The following is a 15474-nucleotide window of genomic DNA, read 5'->3' as shown; positions in this document are numbered from 1 at the left end:
ACCTCGCCCGACCTCAGTACGGCCGGCCATCCCACCGGACCCAACACCGCAGGGATCATGAAGCCGCAACCCGCGCAACCCGTCATCGATACCCACGTCATCCTGCGCGACGCCGACACGCTGCTGCTCTCCCAGCGCGGCGGATCCTACGGCAGAGGCCGCCGGCACCTGCCCACGGGCAAGCTCGACCGGGCGGAAGCCCTCAGCATCGGCGGAGCCCGCGAACTGCTGGAAGAAACCGGTGTCGAGGTCGATCCGGACCATCTGCGCCTGGACCATGTCGTGCACCACCGGCAGAACGAGGCCATGGAACGCATCGGGTTCTTCTTCGTGGCCACCTTGTGGAGCGGGCACCCCGTCAACCGGGAGCCTGCGAAGTGTCTGGGCCTTCAATGGTTCAACATCCACGATCTGCCCGACGACATCATCGAGTACCCGAAGGAAGGCCTGCTCGGGTATCTCCACGACCACGGCGTACTCACCGAGCACGGCTGGGCATAGCTCCGGGCGGCTCTCCCTCGCAGCCCGGCTGCGGCTCGGCAGCGGCGAGCGGGAACGGAGCCAGCCGGTCGCCTGCCGCCAGGGCGGCACGCTGCACCCGGTAACGACGCCTCCACGGCAGATGAGGCGTTGACGCTCCACGATCCGATGTCTCGCCGCCGGGCGGCCCCGCACGGTGTCGACCCCGCACCCGGTAGTCGGCGATCAACTGGGACACACGCAGGCTTCGCCCATCTCATCGGCTCACCGCAGGGCTCCCCCAGCCGGCCGCCGCCGTCGAAGAGCGCTTTGCGCCAACTTTCGCGACCATCCCGGAGCAGGTGCCGCCACGTCTACGGGACTGCAATGCCAAGGCACCGGGCCAGTCGGCACACCAACAAGCCTCCCCCGGCCCATCGAAGGGCACGGCGCAGAAGCCGTAAGCAGAGCGTTGCGGGATTCCGCTTTCCTTCTTCCGAGCTTGCTCACTGCCCCGCCAGATGAGCAAGCGCGCCCCGCCTCTGCGGCACAGAGGCCCGATCCCACGGCGCGGGAGGTAGTGCACCGCGCTTCCGTTCCAGGGTGACGTCGAGGGCCAGCACGTGTAGCACGGCTGGCATCGCATCGCACCCTTCGCCCGCGAAAACCCCAGGGCACCCACCCCTGAACAGGTGGCTTCTGGCCTTGGAGGGGCAATTGCTCGCTACCTCCCCCGCCCGCGCGCTTCAAAGCGTCCCCGGCACTCGAGTAGGGCTGGCGCAGCCGCCTTCGATTCGTTGATCTTTCGGTGGCTTGTACCCCCTGTGTGAGAGCACCCGGCGGCACCGAGCTTGACCTTCGGACGTGACCAACCAGGAGTACCAACTCCGGATTCGCTCTCCGTTTCAACGTTCGCCTTTGCACCGGACCAGATGTTCAATCCTGCACCATCTGCCTCCAGCGCAGGGCGCCGAATCGTCCGCTCTGGTGCTGCGTCGTGGCTGGATCCCCGCCAACTACCCCACAGGGCAGGAGAGAACAGGGTGACCGGTGGGCGCCCTGCGCCATAGTGTGACCGGCACCAAGCACATCACCGCAGCTCGGACCAGCCGCGTTCTCCCCTTATCGCTTTGCTCCATGCCCCGGGAGTTCGACGGCGCAGTATTACGGCGTACGGGGAGAGACAGTGACTCGAGCAGGTAATCAGCAGGCATATTTCGGTGTTCGCACCAGGAAAAGGCAGCAGGCAGCGGCCCTGCTTCTCACCTTGTGCACCGCAGGCGCACTCACCGCCTGCAGCGGCAGCGGCGACAAGAGCGAGGATTCCAAGCCGCCCGCCACTCCGTCAGCTTCAAATCCCGAGACTTCACCGACGCCGTCCAAGAGCGACGACCCTGAGGCCAAGGACAAGCAGGCAGTCCTGAAGGTGTACGAGCGGATGTGGGAGGAGCAGGTCAAGGCGTACGCCAAGGGCTCGATCGATGGCACGAACCTGAAGGATTACTCGACCAAGGACGCACTCGGACGCGTCATGGGTGACCTGTTGGGGATGAAGCAGGCTGACACCGTGACCAAGGGTGCTCCCTCGCATGACACCGAGGTCACGTCCCTGGACCTGCGGAAAGAGATCCCCAAGGCTCGCTTGTCCGACTGCCTGGACATCAGCGAGTGGAAGACCGTCAAGCGCGGATCGGGCGAGGTGCAGCCACTCCCGTCGGAACAGCCTTCGCGCTTCGAGACCACCATCGACGCGGAAAAGTGGGGGAAGAAGTGGATGATCACGGGATTCAAGCCGAGCGCCGACCCCTGCAAGCCGTCGTCCTGACATTCGTGGCGGCTGCGGTAGCAGGAGCGGGGCTACTACCCGGAGTGGCCCATGCCGACGACGGCGGTAAATCCGGTGTGGGCAAGCCGTGCGGGCCCGCGTCGTGGATCTACGTATGCCGTAAGGAGCCCGGTGGCGGTGGAGGGCAGACCCAGCAGCCCGGAAGCGGAAGCCAGACGGCGGGGAAGGGGGAGAAGGGCAAGCCACGCCCACAGCTGTGCGCCGTGCAGCGTCTTGAACCTCAGCCGCCCAAGAGCGCCCCCATTTGGAAGGGCCGCAAAGGCGAGGGTGCCATCTACACCCGGGTCTGCCTCGGGCAGCAAGCCGGAATGGCCATGGGCGCGGGCGCTTTGGGCGCAATCCCCCAAACCTTCTGGGCCGCCGAAGCCCCGGCTGTAGACGTCGACCCGGAGCAGTTGGCACGGGAGGCCGTGGACAGGATGCTGCTGATCGGGCCGAAGATCGCCAGCCCGCGTGCGGCGGGCAAGTACACGGTCGGGGTGCCGATGTGGATGTGGGTGGAGCCCTCCCCAACCACGTTCGGCCCCAACTCCGCTTCCGCGTCGCTGGCGGGGGTGACGGTGTCGGCGACCGCGAAGGTGTCCTCGATCCGCTGGGCGATGGGCGACGGGAAATCCGTCACCTGCCAGGGCGCGGGGACCAAGTACAAGGCCTCCTACGGCATGGCCAAGTCTCCCGACTGCGGGCACTTCTACCGCACTGCGTCCACGGACCGCGCGGGCGGGCGTTTCAAGGGCACCGCGACCGCGACGTGGGCGGTGGAGTGGCAGGTCACCGGGGGCGGTGGAGAGACAGGCGCGTTCACCGAGGTGCGTGAGAGCGACTTCGAGGTGTCCGTGGGCGAGATGAGAGTCCTCGACTAGGCGGGATGGCAGGCACGTGTTGAAGAGCAGTACGAAAAACAGGGCGGCACCGGTGCCCGCCCCGCCGGCCGGGGACGTGATGCGCCCCGATCTCGACATCATCGACCCGGAACCGCCGCGTCGTCGGCGCCGCTCGTTCATGGTGATCGGCGCGGTGATGGTACTGGCCGGCGCGATCGGTTTCGCCGGGCTGTTGAACGCTTCGGGTGAGCGCACGGACGTCCTGGCACTGGCCCGTGATGTGCCCGCCGGGTCGAAGATCACGGCTGGGGATCTGCGGGTGGTCGCCTTGCCGGAGGACCCCGGGCTCAAGCCGGTGGCAGCCACCAAGAAGACCACAATCATCGGTCAGCGGGCTGCATCCGCCCTGTCGCAGGGTTCGCTGCTCACCTCCCGGCAGCTCACCGGCAAGGGCGGGCTCAAGCCGGGTGAGGCGCTGGTGGCGGTCGAGGTGAAGCGGGGCATGGCGCCGGTCGACGCGTTGCGGCCCGGCGCCACGGTCAGCCTGGTGACCCGGCCGAAGGAGGGCGAGGTTGCCGGCAAGGAGCAGCCCGAGCTCGCCGAAGTCGCAGGCCGTGTTGTCAAGGTGGGTGCGCCGTCCAGCAGCGGTGACGTCGTGGTGCAGACCGCCGTGCGGGATGCCGACAGCGGTGTGGTGGCATCGGATGCGAGCGCGGGCCGGGTGGCGATCGTGCTCAAGACCGCGGCCGGGGGCTGAGGCGCGATGTCTGTGATGGTGCTGGCCGGCGGCCACGGGTGCGGTGTCACCGTGTCCTGCCTGGCTCTCGCTCTTTCCAGCGCCCGCCCTTCTTTGTTGGTGGAGGCGGCGGCGAAGCAGGCCTCGATCCGCTCCGGCTACCGGCAGGGTGCGTGGGGCGGGGAGGTGGGGTTGTGGCATCTGGCCCAGGCCCACCTGCAAAACCAGCTGGCCGAGGGTTTCGAGGCGCACCTGCGCCCGCTGGACGCGGACGGCAATCGGCTGCTGCTGCCGGGGCTGACCGACCCGACGCAGGCCTCCGCGCTGGCCGGGACGTGGGAGCCGTTGTCGCTGCTGTTGCAGGCGATGGACCAGCACGCCGGCTATGACGTGGTGGTCGATGCAGGTCAGGTGGTCGTCGATGGCGGCGGGCTGCACCCGGCGCTGTTTCCTGCGGTGCTCGCGCACCGGGCCGATGTGGTGCTGCTGGTGGTGCGCAACACGCTGACCTCGGTGGCGCAGACTCTGCCGGTGGCGCGGCTGCTGCAGGCGGAGTTGGAGCAGCGGGGCAGCGGCGCGGATGCGCTGCGGCTGCTGGTCATCCAGGAACTGCCTGCCTCTGCGGGCGGGTTGCGTACGGATGCGATCGCGCGGCGCTTCGCGGTCCCGGTGGTGGACATGCTGCCGTGGGATACGACGGCGGGCACGCTGTTCACGCACGGCTCGCAGCGCCCGCCGAAACTGATGAAGCTCGGCCTGCTCAAGCAGGCCCGCAAAACGGTGCAGGCCATCGGAGTGGAGGTCCATACCCGCCGCCGTGCCCTGGACATGCCTACACCTCCGGTGAGTTCGCCCGTGGTGGCCGGAGTGCTGCAGCGGCTGTCCTCGAGCCGGCAGGCCCCGCCCCCGACGAGCCGGGACCCGCGTCTGGGAGTGAGCGCCCATGGCTGACCTCCGCATCGAGCCGCCCCTGGTGAACGGGACACCCGCGCCGGCACCGGCACGGTTGCAGGATGTGCTCAGCCAGGCCCTGCGACCCGCCGCCCCAGCCGCCCCGGGGGCCGGATCGCACACGCTGCGCCCGGCCGCGGCGCTCCCCTCACCGTCGGCCGTGGAGGTCACCGGGCAGGGGGCGTTGCCCGCCTCGCCGCAGGACATCGCCGCACTGCGCGATGCGGTCAGCGACGACATCGTGGCGGCCGACGACCAGGACCCGCTGCCCAACGAGAGCGCGCGCCGGGAACGGGCCCGCTCGCTGGTCGCCGAGCGCGTCTCACGGTGGGCCGTCAATCAGGCCCGCCGGACGGCGGCACTGACCCCAGCACAGGTCGACACGCTCGCGCAGGCCGTCTACGACGCCTTGTTCCACGCCGGTCCGCTGCAGAAGTACCTGGATGACCCGGACGTGGAGAACGTCGTCGTGCTGGGCGACGACGTGCAGGTCGACTACTTCAACCGGCCCACCGCGAGGGTCCCGCCCATCGCGCAGAGCGACGACGAACTGATCGCGTTGATCAACCGGCTGGCGTCCAACTCCGGGCACCGCGAGCGGCGGCTGTCCGCGTCCTCGCCGATGGTCAGCTTCCGGCTGCCGGACGGCTCGCGCGCCGAGGCCACCACGCTGACCCCAGTGCCGTTTTTGGGCGTGCGCCGCCACCGCGTGCTGACCTCCAGCCTGGAACAACTCAAGGAGTGGGGCACCCTCTCCCCCGCCCTGTCCGCGTTCTTGCACGCGCTGGTCCTGGCGAAGAAGAACATCCTGCTCGCCGGGGACATGGGCACCGGCAAGACGTCCCTGCTGCGCGCCCTGGCCCACAAGATCCCCCCGGAAGAACGGGTGGTCACCCTGGAGTCCGACCGCGAACTGTTCCTGGACCAGCATCAGGGCGGTGCCCAGTTCCTGGCGATGGAGTCCCGCGAGTCCAACGGCGAGGTCGTCGACGGGCATCAGGTCGGCCAGATCAGCGTGGAGGACATGTTCCCGCATGCCCTGCGCATGCTGTCCACCCGCGTCATCGTCGATGAGGTCCGTGACCGTGAGGCGATCGCGATGCTGCAGGCGATGAGCGCGGGCGGCGCCGGCTCCATGTGCACCCTGCACGCCGCCTACCCCGACCTCGTACTGCCCCGGCTGGTGACCCTGTGCCGGGGCATGCACCGCGACGACGTCCACGAACTCGTCGGCACCAGCATCAACTTCATCGTCTACCTCAAGCAGATCAACCAGACGCGGATCGGCGGGCGCCGCCACCGGTTCGTCTCGCACGTCCTGGAAGTGCAGCCCGGCGAGGGCGGCCACCCCTCCATCCAGGAGATCTTCGCGCCGAACGGGTCGGATCCGCGCGGGGTGCCGCAGCTGGCACCCTCCTGCATCACGGAGCTGGAGGCTCTGGCCGGACTCGACCGGCGCTGGCTGACCGTGCCCCAGTACGGCACCTGGCCCGCACCCCTGGGTCTTGTGGGCGGATCGGAGCGTGCCACGTGAGCAGTGATCAATGGAGTCTGCTCGCCGCGCTGTGCGGCGCGCTGATCGTGGGCGGGCTGCTGGTCGCCGTACGCGGTGCCATCCCGGTCCCGGCGGCCGCGGCTGCGGGCCGGCCGCCGTCGCGGTGGCTGGTGCGCTGGCAGGCCGCGCAGGCGGCGCTGCCCGAGGCGTGGGCGCGGCGCTACCGCTACATCGTCATCGCCGCGGCCCTGGCCACGGTCGGCGCCTGGCTCATCTGGGCCCGCCCGGTGCACGGACTGCTGGCGGGGGTGGCGGTGCTGGGGATCCCGTGGATCTGGAATCCGGCCGGGACCAGCAGCCGGCAGATCGTGCGTCTGGAAGCCCTGGCCGAGTGGATGCAGCAGCTGGCCGGGGTGCACGAGACCGGCGGCACCCTGGACAGCGCGATCACCGCATCGGCGACCCGCGCCCCGCAGGTGATCCGGCCGCAGGTGCGGCTGCTGGCCGCCCGCCTGCGGGTGGGCGCCAACCCCTCGCTGGCCTACCGCCAGTTCGCCGACGCGTTCTCGGACGGTGCCGTGGACAACGCGGTGATGCTCTTCCTCACCCACGCCCAGGACCACGGGCCCGGCCTGAGCCGGGCCCTGCAGTCCATGGCCACGCTCACCGAGCAGGAAGCAATCTCGCTGCGCAGTCTGGATGCCAAGCGTGCCCAGGTGCGCACCGGCACCCGCTGGGTGTCGGTCATCTCCCTGGCCATCGCCGCGTACATCCTGACCAACCCCTCCTGGGGCGAGATCTACCGCACCGCTTCGGGCCAGCTGGTGATGCTGCTCCTCGGAGCGATGTTCACCGGCGCGCTGGCCGGGATGCGCAAGCTTGCCCAGTCCAAGCCCGCACCGCGACTGCTGGCCCCGCTGGCCACCACGGCCGGGCTCGGCGACGGCACGCCCAGTGCCGTGGTCGGGGCGGCTGCGCCCGGGAAGCAGAAGACGAAGGGGGCCCTGCTGTGATCTCTCCCGGAGCACTCGCCTGCGGCGCCGTCGTCGGCGGGGGTCTGTTCCTGCTGGTACGCGAACTGCTGCCGTCCCGGCCGGACATGGACGCGGTCCTGGACCGGCTGGAGAACACCACCCCGCGACCGGGCCGCGCAGCCCCGCCCGCCGCCGCACCGGCCGGCGCGCGACGTCGCGGACAGGAGGGATCGCTGCGGGAGCGGGCCGGGGAGCAGATCCTGGCCACCCACGGGCACCGGCTGAGCGTGCCGAGCGCCGACCTGGAACTGCTGGGAAGGTCGGCGGCCTACCACGTCGGGACCAAGGTCCTCGGGTCGCTGCTGGCGCTGGTGATGGTGCAAGTGGCCGGGCTGTTGTTGACCCTGGCGGGCTTCGGCCTGTCGTGGGCACCGCCGCTGCTGGCCTCGCTGGTCTTCGCGGCCTACATCTGGTTCGACGCGGATGCCACGGTGCGCCGCAAGGCGAAGGCCGCCCGTCTGGAGGTCCGCTACGCCATTGCCTCCTTCCTGGAGCGCGCCCAGCTGGAGCGCGGTGCGAACGTGGGGCCGGAGGCGGCGGTGCAGCGCACCGCGGAGGTCGGCGATCACTGGATCCTGACCCGGATCAGCGCCGCCCTCAAACGCGCCGAACTCGCCGGGATCCCGCAGTGGGCAGCCCTCAAGCAGCTCGGCGAGCAGCTGGACATTCCCGAACTGGCCGCCCCCGCCGAGAGCTTCAGTCTGGCCGGTGCGGGCGCCTCCATCCAGAAGACCCTGGCGACCCAGGCGCTGCTGCTGCGCCAGCGGCTGCTGACCGACCGCGAGGCCGAGGCCAACTCAGCCTCGGAGCGCCTGGTGGTGCCCGGCACGGTGCTGTTCACCGTCGTGCTGATCATGTTCGCGTATCCGGCGTTCAGCGCCCTGACCAACATCTGACAGCCAACACCCGCGCTACGCAGACGCGGTGGAAACGAGGGGAACGAAGATCATGCGGTTAACCAAGCTCGACCACGCGGCGATACGGCTGCACACTGTCTGGCTGACCCGGGTGGAGAAGATGTCCGGTGCGCGCCGGGATGCCGGGATGGAGACCCTGGAGAAGCTGATCCTGGGGGCCGTCGTGCTCGGGGTGGCCGTGGCGTTCGGCACGGTGTTCAAATCCACGTCGACCACGCTGATCGACCGTTTCAAGGCCGCTGTCGGCGCATGAGACAGCGGATCCGCCAGTGGTGGCAGCGCCGCCTGGCCGCCGGGCGCGGACCCCGCGGGGACAACGGCATCGCCACCCTGGAGTTTTTGATCATCGCGCCCGTCCTGTTGTTCATCTCCTGCCTCGTCCTGCAGTTGGGGGTGTTCTTCCTGGCCAGTACCGCCGCCCACACCGCGGCCCGCAAGGGCGCGCAGACCGGCGCCGAGTTCCAGTCGAACCCCGGGCAGGGGGCGCAGCGTGCGCAGTCCTGGCTGAGCCAGGTCGGTGTGGTCCAGCAGGCCGGGGTCAGTACCGCGGGTTCGACGGGCGAGCGGGTGCGGGTGACGGTGACGGGGCGCGTCATGAACTTCCTGCCGTGGGACCTGCGGATCGAGCGCAGCGCCGAGGACGCCGTGGAGAAGAACGGGTGAGCGCGCATCAGATTCCGAGGCTGGTTGGAGGGGCCGCCGTTGCCGCGCCGGCCAACGGCCTGCGCGCCGCACTGGCGCGAGCAGTGTGTGCGCGCGGTGGCGGGGAGCGGGGGTCCTACACCCTGGAGGCGCTGCTGTGCCTGACAGTGCTGGTGCCGATCCTGGGCATCCTGGCCGCGTTCGGGCTGGCCGGTCTGGGCGACAGCACTGCCGCGAACGCGGCGGCGGCCGCCGCCCGCGCGGCCAGCGCATCGGATGACCCCGACACGGCCCGGGCCCGCGGCCGACAAGCGGCGCTGCAGTCTTTGGGGCAGGCGCAGCGCACCTGCGCGAGCTCGGACATCGTCGTCGACACCAGCGGTTTTCCCTCCCAGCCCGGCCAGCCGGGCACCGTCACCGTGCGGGTGGACTGCACCATCCCCCTGGCCGAGCTGGCAGTTCCGGGGCTTCCCGGGTCCAAGACGCTCACCGCGACGCGGCACAGCGCAGTAGACCGGTACGTCGCCCGGGCCGCCAGCGAGGGGAAAGCTCAGTGAGTATCAAGGAGCAGCACATCAGGGCACGGCGTCGCGGCCGTCGGGAGAGCGAGCGGGGTTCGGTGACGCTGTATTTCCTCGGCTTCGCCCTCGTCATGATCGGCCTGCTGGCGCTGCTCGTGGACGGCGGCCGGCTCCTGATGGCCTCCGCCGACGCCGAAGACATCGCCGCCGAAGCAGCGCGCAGCGCGGGCCAGGAGATCAACGGCCCCGATGCGATCACCGGCGAGGGCACCCGCGCCGACCCGCAAAAGGCCGCCGCCACCGCGCAGGCCTTCCTGGCCGATGCCGGAGTACAGGGCACCGTGACCATCGCCGAGGACGGGCAGAGCATCACCATCACCGTCCAGGACACCTACCAGACGCTGCTGCTGGGCGGATTCGGCTACTCCAGCATGCAGGTCACCGCGCACGCCGATGTCACGCTCGAACGCACCGACCCCGGAGCCTGAGAATGCCCCAGCCCTCCCCCGGCCACCCGGCTCTCGCCCTGCGCCTGCTGCGCGCGGCGGGCAGCCTCGCCGCTCTCGCACTGCTGCTGGCAGGGGTGCCCTGGACCCTGGCCGCCGCGGGGACCCTGCCCGGCGGTGTCCCCAGCGGCGGAGACATCGGTGATGCGCTGATGTCGCCCGACGACGGGCACGTGCTGATGACGGTGCTGACCCTGGTGGCGTGGGCGCTGTGGGCGTGGTTCGCCCTGGGAGTTGCCGCCGAACTCGCGCACTTGCTGTACCGCCGTCCGGCACGGCGCCGCCGACGGGCGCACCGGCGCCCAGTGCTGGGCGCGCCGCAGCGGCTGGCCGGATTCCTCCTGGGCGGACTGCTGATACTGCCCGCCGGCAGTGCGATGGCTGCCCCCGCCCCGGCGACCGCTGCCACCGCACCCCTACAGCCCGCCGCGCCCACCGGCGACGCCGGCCGTTCGGCACCCGCGGCTCCGGCGGCCGCCGAGGGGCCGGTGCATGTGGTGGGCGAGACCGGCGAAACCGTCTGGGACCTGGCCGTTGAGTATCTCGGCTCCGGTTCCCGCGCCCACGAGATCCGCACCCTGAATCCCACTCTGCCCGACACGACGCTGCTGCCCGCCGGCTTGGCGGTGCAACTGCCCGCCGACGCCCGCACCCCTCCCCCGCCCACGCCGGCCGAGGTGCCCGAGGTGTCTGCGCCGCAGGTCCAACTGGCCGCCGACGAACAACCGAGCAGCACCACCGCCGAGCACAAAAAGCCGGACGTTGACGAGCGGCAGCGGACGCACACAGTCAAGGCCGGGGAATCGCTCTCCAGCATCGCCGAGGACGAGACCGGCGACGCCGCACGCTGGCCACAACTGTATGCAGCCAGCAAGGACACCGACCAGCCCGGCCGGACACCGCGCCTTAGCGATCCCGACCTGATCTACCCCGGCCAGCAGATCACCATCCCGGCCGCCTATGCACCCAAGGCGCCACACGGGGAACGCAACGAGCAGCCCGAACGGCCGGGTGACGCACCCGGCGACAAGGAGAAGGACACGCCGCCCCGCCAGGACACCGGCCAGGGCCAGGGCACCGGCAACGGCCGGGACGGGAGGAAGGACCGCGGCGGCCCGGTGGGCGGCGCGGACAAGCCCGCCCAATCGGCCAAGCCCACGCCTTCCCCCAAGCCGACGCCTCCGCCCGCACCGGACCGCACGGACCGGCACCCGACGGCCCCGCCCTCCGACCGCGATACCTCTGCGGCCACTCCCAGCACACCCGCCAGCCCTGCGCCGTCCACCCCTGCCCCTGCCCCAGACCCCGGCGCCGGGGAATCCTCGAGCCTGCTGAACACCCGCACCATCGGCGTCCTGGCCTCGCTGGCGGCCGCGGTCACCCTGGCCCTGTCGGTGCGCCGCATCCTGCAGCGCCGCCGCGCCAAGCCCGGCGAACTCATCGCCATGCCCGAGGAAACCTCCCCGACCGAGGCACGGATGGCGCAGGCAGCCGAGCCCGACGGCCCGTTGCGGCTGGACCGGGCCCTGCGCACCCTGGCCGCACACACCACCCGCGCGGGAGAACCGCTGCCCGAGCTGCGCGGCGCGCGCCTCACCGACCACGGGGTACAGGTCCTGCCCGAGGACCTGCACGCAAACCCCGTACCCCCGTTCACCACCGCGGCCGGGGGCTGGTGGGTGTGCGAGGAGACCGCCGAACTCCTCGACGAGCAGGATGCGGCGCAGGTCGACGCCCCCTATCCGGAGATGGTCACGATCGGTGCGGACGCGTCGGGGCGCCTGGTGCTGCTGAACCTGCCGCAGGCCGGCGTCCTGCTGCTGAACGGCGAGCGGCACCAGGTCGAGGAGGTCCTCACCTCCCTGGCCCTGGAAGCCGGCATGAGCCCGTGGGCCACCCAGACCGAAGTCGTCGTGGTCGGCTTCGGCGAAGGCCTGAACCATCTCCTGCCGACCTCGGCGCTCGCCTACATGCGCGAAAGCAGCCACGCCGCCCGCGACTTCGCCGAGCGGCTCCTGGAAGCCCACCAGGAACGGGAAGAGGCCCGGCCCCCCTACCTCATCCTGTGTGCGGCCGAGCTCACCGCGGACAGCGCCTGGCAGATCGCCGAGACCTTCGACAAGGCCACCGACGTGATGCAGGTTGCGCTGATCGCCCCGGCCTCCTCCGCGGAGTTGCTGTTCGAGCAGCACGAGGTGCTCGACGCCGGCAGCAGCCGGCCCCAGCGCCTCGACATCCTGGGGACCGACATCATCCTGCAGCGCCTGGAACGCGAAAGTGTGGAGGAGATCACCGCCGCGCTGGCCGTCTCCGGACAGGACGCCCACCCGGCCGAGGGCGCCTGGCAGCACGTGCCCTCCGAATCCCAGACCGCCCACGCGGCCCGCACCACGGCCGCCTCCCGACAGCCGGAACCGGACGAGGCACCCCAGGCCGTCCGCATCCCCGCTTCCGCCTCCGGTGCCCCGGCAGCGGCGCCCGCCGCCGGCCGGGAGGAGGGCGCGAGCGCTGCGGCAAGCGGCGAGGAACTGGGCGTCTTCCCGGCCCTGCTGACCGCCTCGCCCTCCCCCGCCGCCATCAGCCTGCCCATCCCCCCGGCCGCGCCCCCAGCAGCAGACCCCGGGCCCGCACCCGACGCCGAAGAGGAAGCCGCCGCCCCAAGCCCGCGTCCCGGGCCGAAGGCCGCCCCCGCACAGCCCGGCACCCCCGGGCTGACTCCTGATGCGGCGCCGCGCGTCCCCGGCGCAGATGGCGAGCCGGGCGTTCCCTTCATCCGGGTACTGGGGCCGGTCACCATCGCCGGTGTCTCCGCCTCCCGCCACGGCACCCGCGAGGCACAGTTGGCCGCGCTGCTGCATCTCAAGCCCGGACGCAGCGCGGACAGCCTGTGCACGGACATGGACCCGGCCACCCCCTGGACGATCGATACCCTCAACGCCCGCATGGGCGGACTGCGCCGCAGCCTCGGCCAGGACAACGACGGCAACTCCTACGTGCCACGCCGCGCCGTCAAGTCCGATCCGTACGAGCTTTCTCCCAAAATCTGCTGCGACTGGCACGATTTCCTGAAATTCGTCGAAGCCGCCCTGCCCCACGGGCCCGACGGACTCACCGAGCTGGAGACGGCCCTGGAGCAGGTCCGCGGACGCCCTTTCGGTACGCAGCCGCTGCCCTGGAGCCAGCCGCTGCAACAGGAAATGGCGATGCGCATCGTCAGCGTGGCACACACCGTCGCCACCTACCGCCTGTCCCCCGGCCCCCACCACGACCTCACCCTGGCCCGCCGCGCCACCGCCACCGGACTCGAAGCAGACGAAACGTCCGAAATCCTGTATCGCGACTGGATGATCATCGAAAATGCTGCCGGCAACCGCAGCGGGCTGAACGCGGCCATCTCACGCCTGGAACAGGCCAACCGGACACTGGGACTCCCGATGGACATCGAGACCGAACAACTCATGCACCAACTCCAATCAGACGAGTAGCACCATGCGGAGCTGAAGCTGTCGGCCTGGGGTCCGCCACTGCGCAACGAGCGCGGTGGTCGGCAGCGCAGTCCGCGACCGGCAGACGCGGCAGCGTCCGCAGCCATCGGTCATCGGTCGACGCCGTCGTCATCGGTCATCGCGTCGTCGTCGGTCATCGTCATCGGCGCCGATAGGAGCATCGCTGCGCATTCGCACAGAAGACCCCTGCGCAATGCGCAGACCTCCCCGGGACGACTCATCGCGCGATCAGACCGACGACACGTCGTGCTGTACATAGGCGAGTACATGGGCCAGTGCCGCCTCGTCAGAGGCGGGCGGCCGGTTGCGCCAGGAGGTCATCATCTCGCGGACCGTGATCGCCGCGGCGCGCGTCTGCGCAGCGAACTTCTCTGGCGGCGCACGAGCTGCCCACCCTCGACGAGCTCCGCGGCTTCGTGAAGGCCGCTGAGCGCGCTGGCGTCTCTGGTGACAGCGCCATCCACGCGGAGCTGTCGACTCACGGCAAGATCAATCAGGTTGAGATACCGCTCGAATAGGAAGCGGGTCGACCGCCACTGCCACACTGACAGCTACGCGCCGGGTCGCGCCCGGCATGAGGCCGCACCGCGCACTCCCTTAGCGACAGGGCCTCATAATTGCTTAATTGGTTTTCGCGATGTAATTTGCCCACGATTGAATGGGCTGTCGCGCATCCATAGATCGCATGTCTGCCGGGCGGTTGCCTGCGATGCAACGAAGGGCCCTCGGCTGGCGGCTACCAGCCTCAGGCCCTTCGCGGTGCGGCAGTCAGTGAGCCCGGCCGTCTTGGATTCGGTCGGGCTCACTCATGAGCATCGACCTTGCGGCAGGACCACGTACCACGGGGTTAACCCCAGAGAGACTGCACCACGCTGGCAATGACCAGGCCGATCACTGGAACCCAGTCGACCACTGCCTGCCGTACGGACAGGCGGCGCTGGCAGGCTGGGCAGTTCTCGATTGGATCGATCACCGGCTCCTCCAAGTGGCCCCGTTGGCCCGGGGGTCGGGCCTTCACCGCATGAATGCGGCGAAGTTCCGGAGGGGCACCTTGGCGAAACGCGGTCAGCATATGGCAAACCGTGGGGACGGTGGCTATGCACTTACCAATCTCGATGTTCAAATACGGTGTACCGAGGCCGTGTTCACTCACATCGGTGAACATTCATGGTCACGTCCGGTGCGACCAACCCGCAACAGGCCGCGTATCCGGCATGCCTGAAGACAACGGCCCCGCCAGGCGTGAGACTTCAACACGCCTAAGGATCACGCGCCGGATCGCGCCCGGGAGAGGCCCCGCCGCGCCATCCCCCGACGCGGCGTGCCTCCCGCATTCTCGCCCGCAGCCCCCGCCGGCCCGGCTACGCTCCACGCCACACAACGCCTGGGGGGAACCATGCGCCGCACCACCATCGCCGCACTCGCCGCTGCTGCGCTGCTGACGCTCACAGCCTGCGGAGGAGACAGCGGCAGCAAGGCCGAACCGCAGACCAGCAAGAGCACCGCGTACAAGCTGCGTCCGGAGGACCAGTGGGTGCAGTCGATCAACTCGGCAGGGATCACGTCGTGGGCGGACAAGAGCCCTTCACGTGAGGAGCTGACGGCGATGCCGGAGGGGTGGTGCGCCGCGCTGAAGGCTGGCCACTCCGTCGAGTGGCTGTTGGGCGAGGGCGATCTGTACCCGATCGGTGAGGACTGGGGAACGGAGAAGGGCGAGGCGCAGGAGTTGGTGGTGTTGGGGTCGGCGGCGTACTGCCCGAAGTTCGAGAAGCGGGTGAAGGCCGAGCTGCGGGAGTCGGGGGCGTACTGAGGAAACGGCCGAAACAGGCCTTCAGGCGGCGGGCCTGATAGATGAGGCGGTCCTGCTCCAGCTTGATGACCTGCTCGTTGGAGCGCAGCTCCCACAGCTTCATGCGGCGCCACAGCTTGAACGTCGGTACGGGAGAGAGCAGCCAGCGGGTGAGGCGTACGCCCTCCATGTGCTTGTCGGCCGTGATGTCCGCGATCCGGCCCACCGCGTGCCGCGCCGCCTCGACG

At 70.2% G+C, this 15474-nt stretch carries 14 protein-coding genes and 1 pseudogene; 14 read left to right on the top strand and 1 reads right to left on the bottom strand.

The window, feature by feature from the left end:
* Positions 1-57 precede the first annotated feature (57 nt).
* The 14 genes from IE226_RS33995 to IE226_RS33930 all read left to right on the top strand — a co-directional run bounded on the left by IE226_RS33995 (position 58) and on the right by IE226_RS33930 (position 15247).
* Entirely contained in the window at positions 58-501 is a 444-nt protein-coding gene (locus IE226_RS33995; protein ID WP_190085305.1) for an NUDIX domain-containing protein, read from the top strand.
* Positions 502-1726: 1225 nt separating this feature from the next.
* Positions 1727-2284, top strand: a complete 558-nt coding sequence (locus IE226_RS33990; protein WP_229871701.1) for a hypothetical protein — start codon at positions 1727-1729, stop codon at positions 2282-2284.
* 431 nt (positions 2285-2715) lie between these two features.
* Positions 2716-3168, top strand: coding sequence for an ATP/GTP-binding protein (locus IE226_RS33985; RefSeq protein WP_229871700.1), 453 nt, complete (start codon positions 2716-2718; stop codon positions 3166-3168).
* Positions 3169-3247: 79 nt separating this feature from the next.
* On the top strand, positions 3248-3886 hold the full coding sequence (locus tag IE226_RS33980; RefSeq protein WP_190085303.1) for an SAF domain-containing protein: 639 nt from the start codon (positions 3248-3250) through the stop codon (positions 3884-3886).
* 6 nt (positions 3887-3892) lie between these two features.
* The gene (locus IE226_RS33975; RefSeq protein ID WP_229871699.1) at positions 3893-4816 is read left to right on the top strand and encodes a hypothetical protein; all 924 of its coding nucleotides are present in this window, start codon (positions 3893-3895) and stop codon (positions 4814-4816) included.
* Positions 4809-6350 (top strand): TadA family conjugal transfer-associated ATPase, encoded by a 1542-nt coding sequence (locus tag IE226_RS33970; RefSeq protein ID WP_190085302.1) that lies wholly within the window; start codon positions 4809-4811, stop codon positions 6348-6350. Before IE226_RS33975 ends, IE226_RS33970 begins: the two co-directional genes overlap by 8 nt.
* Positions 6347-7324 carry a type II secretion system F family protein gene (locus IE226_RS33965; RefSeq protein WP_229871698.1) on the top strand — a complete coding sequence of 326 codons (978 nt, stop codon included), beginning with the start codon at positions 6347-6349 and terminating at the stop codon, positions 7322-7324. The genes IE226_RS33970 and IE226_RS33965 overlap by 4 nt, the downstream gene beginning before the upstream one ends.
* On the top strand, positions 7321-8241 hold the full coding sequence (locus IE226_RS33960; protein WP_190085301.1) for a type II secretion system F family protein: 921 nt from the start codon (positions 7321-7323) through the stop codon (positions 8239-8241). The genes IE226_RS33965 and IE226_RS33960 overlap by 4 nt, the downstream gene beginning before the upstream one ends.
* Before the next feature lie 52 nt (positions 8242-8293).
* Complete coding sequence (locus IE226_RS33955) at positions 8294-8515, top strand: hypothetical protein (protein WP_190085300.1); 222 nt, start codon at positions 8294-8296, stop codon at positions 8513-8515.
* Positions 8512-8925, top strand: a complete 414-nt coding sequence (locus IE226_RS33950; protein ID WP_190085299.1) for a TadE/TadG family type IV pilus assembly protein — start codon at positions 8512-8514, stop codon at positions 8923-8925. The genes IE226_RS33955 and IE226_RS33950 overlap by 4 nt, the downstream gene beginning before the upstream one ends.
* Positions 8922-9461: a hypothetical protein gene (locus IE226_RS33945; protein WP_229871697.1), complete on the top strand. Its 540-nt coding sequence runs from the start codon at positions 8922-8924 to the stop codon at positions 9459-9461. Before IE226_RS33950 ends, IE226_RS33945 begins: the two co-directional genes overlap by 4 nt.
* Complete coding sequence (locus IE226_RS33940; RefSeq protein ID WP_190085298.1) at positions 9458-9913, top strand: pilus assembly protein TadG-related protein; 456 nt, start codon at positions 9458-9460, stop codon at positions 9911-9913. Before IE226_RS33945 ends, IE226_RS33940 begins: the two co-directional genes overlap by 4 nt.
* 2 nt (positions 9914-9915) lie before the next feature.
* Positions 9916-13416, top strand: coding sequence for a LysM peptidoglycan-binding domain-containing protein (locus tag IE226_RS33935; protein WP_190085297.1), 3501 nt, complete (start codon positions 9916-9918; stop codon positions 13414-13416).
* A gap of 1417 nt (positions 13417-14833) precedes the next feature.
* On the top strand, positions 14834-15247 hold the full coding sequence (locus IE226_RS33930; protein ID WP_190085399.1) for a hypothetical protein: 414 nt from the start codon (positions 14834-14836) through the stop codon (positions 15245-15247).
* Positions 15248-15251: 4 nt separating this feature from the next.
* On the opposite strand, the pseudogene IE226_RS33925 reads toward IE226_RS33930, so the two are convergent.
* Positions 15252-15474: pseudogene (locus tag IE226_RS33925) on the bottom strand (DUF2637 domain-containing protein); the annotation flags it as partial.

Origin of the sequence: Streptomyces longisporoflavus (genome assembly GCF_014649775.1) — a bacterium.
GTDB lineage: Bacteria > Actinomycetota > Actinomycetes > Streptomycetales > Streptomycetaceae > Streptomyces > Streptomyces longisporoflavus.
The sequence above is the reverse complement of the archived record's forward strand: the minus strand, read 5'-3'. Positions and strand labels throughout refer to the sequence as shown.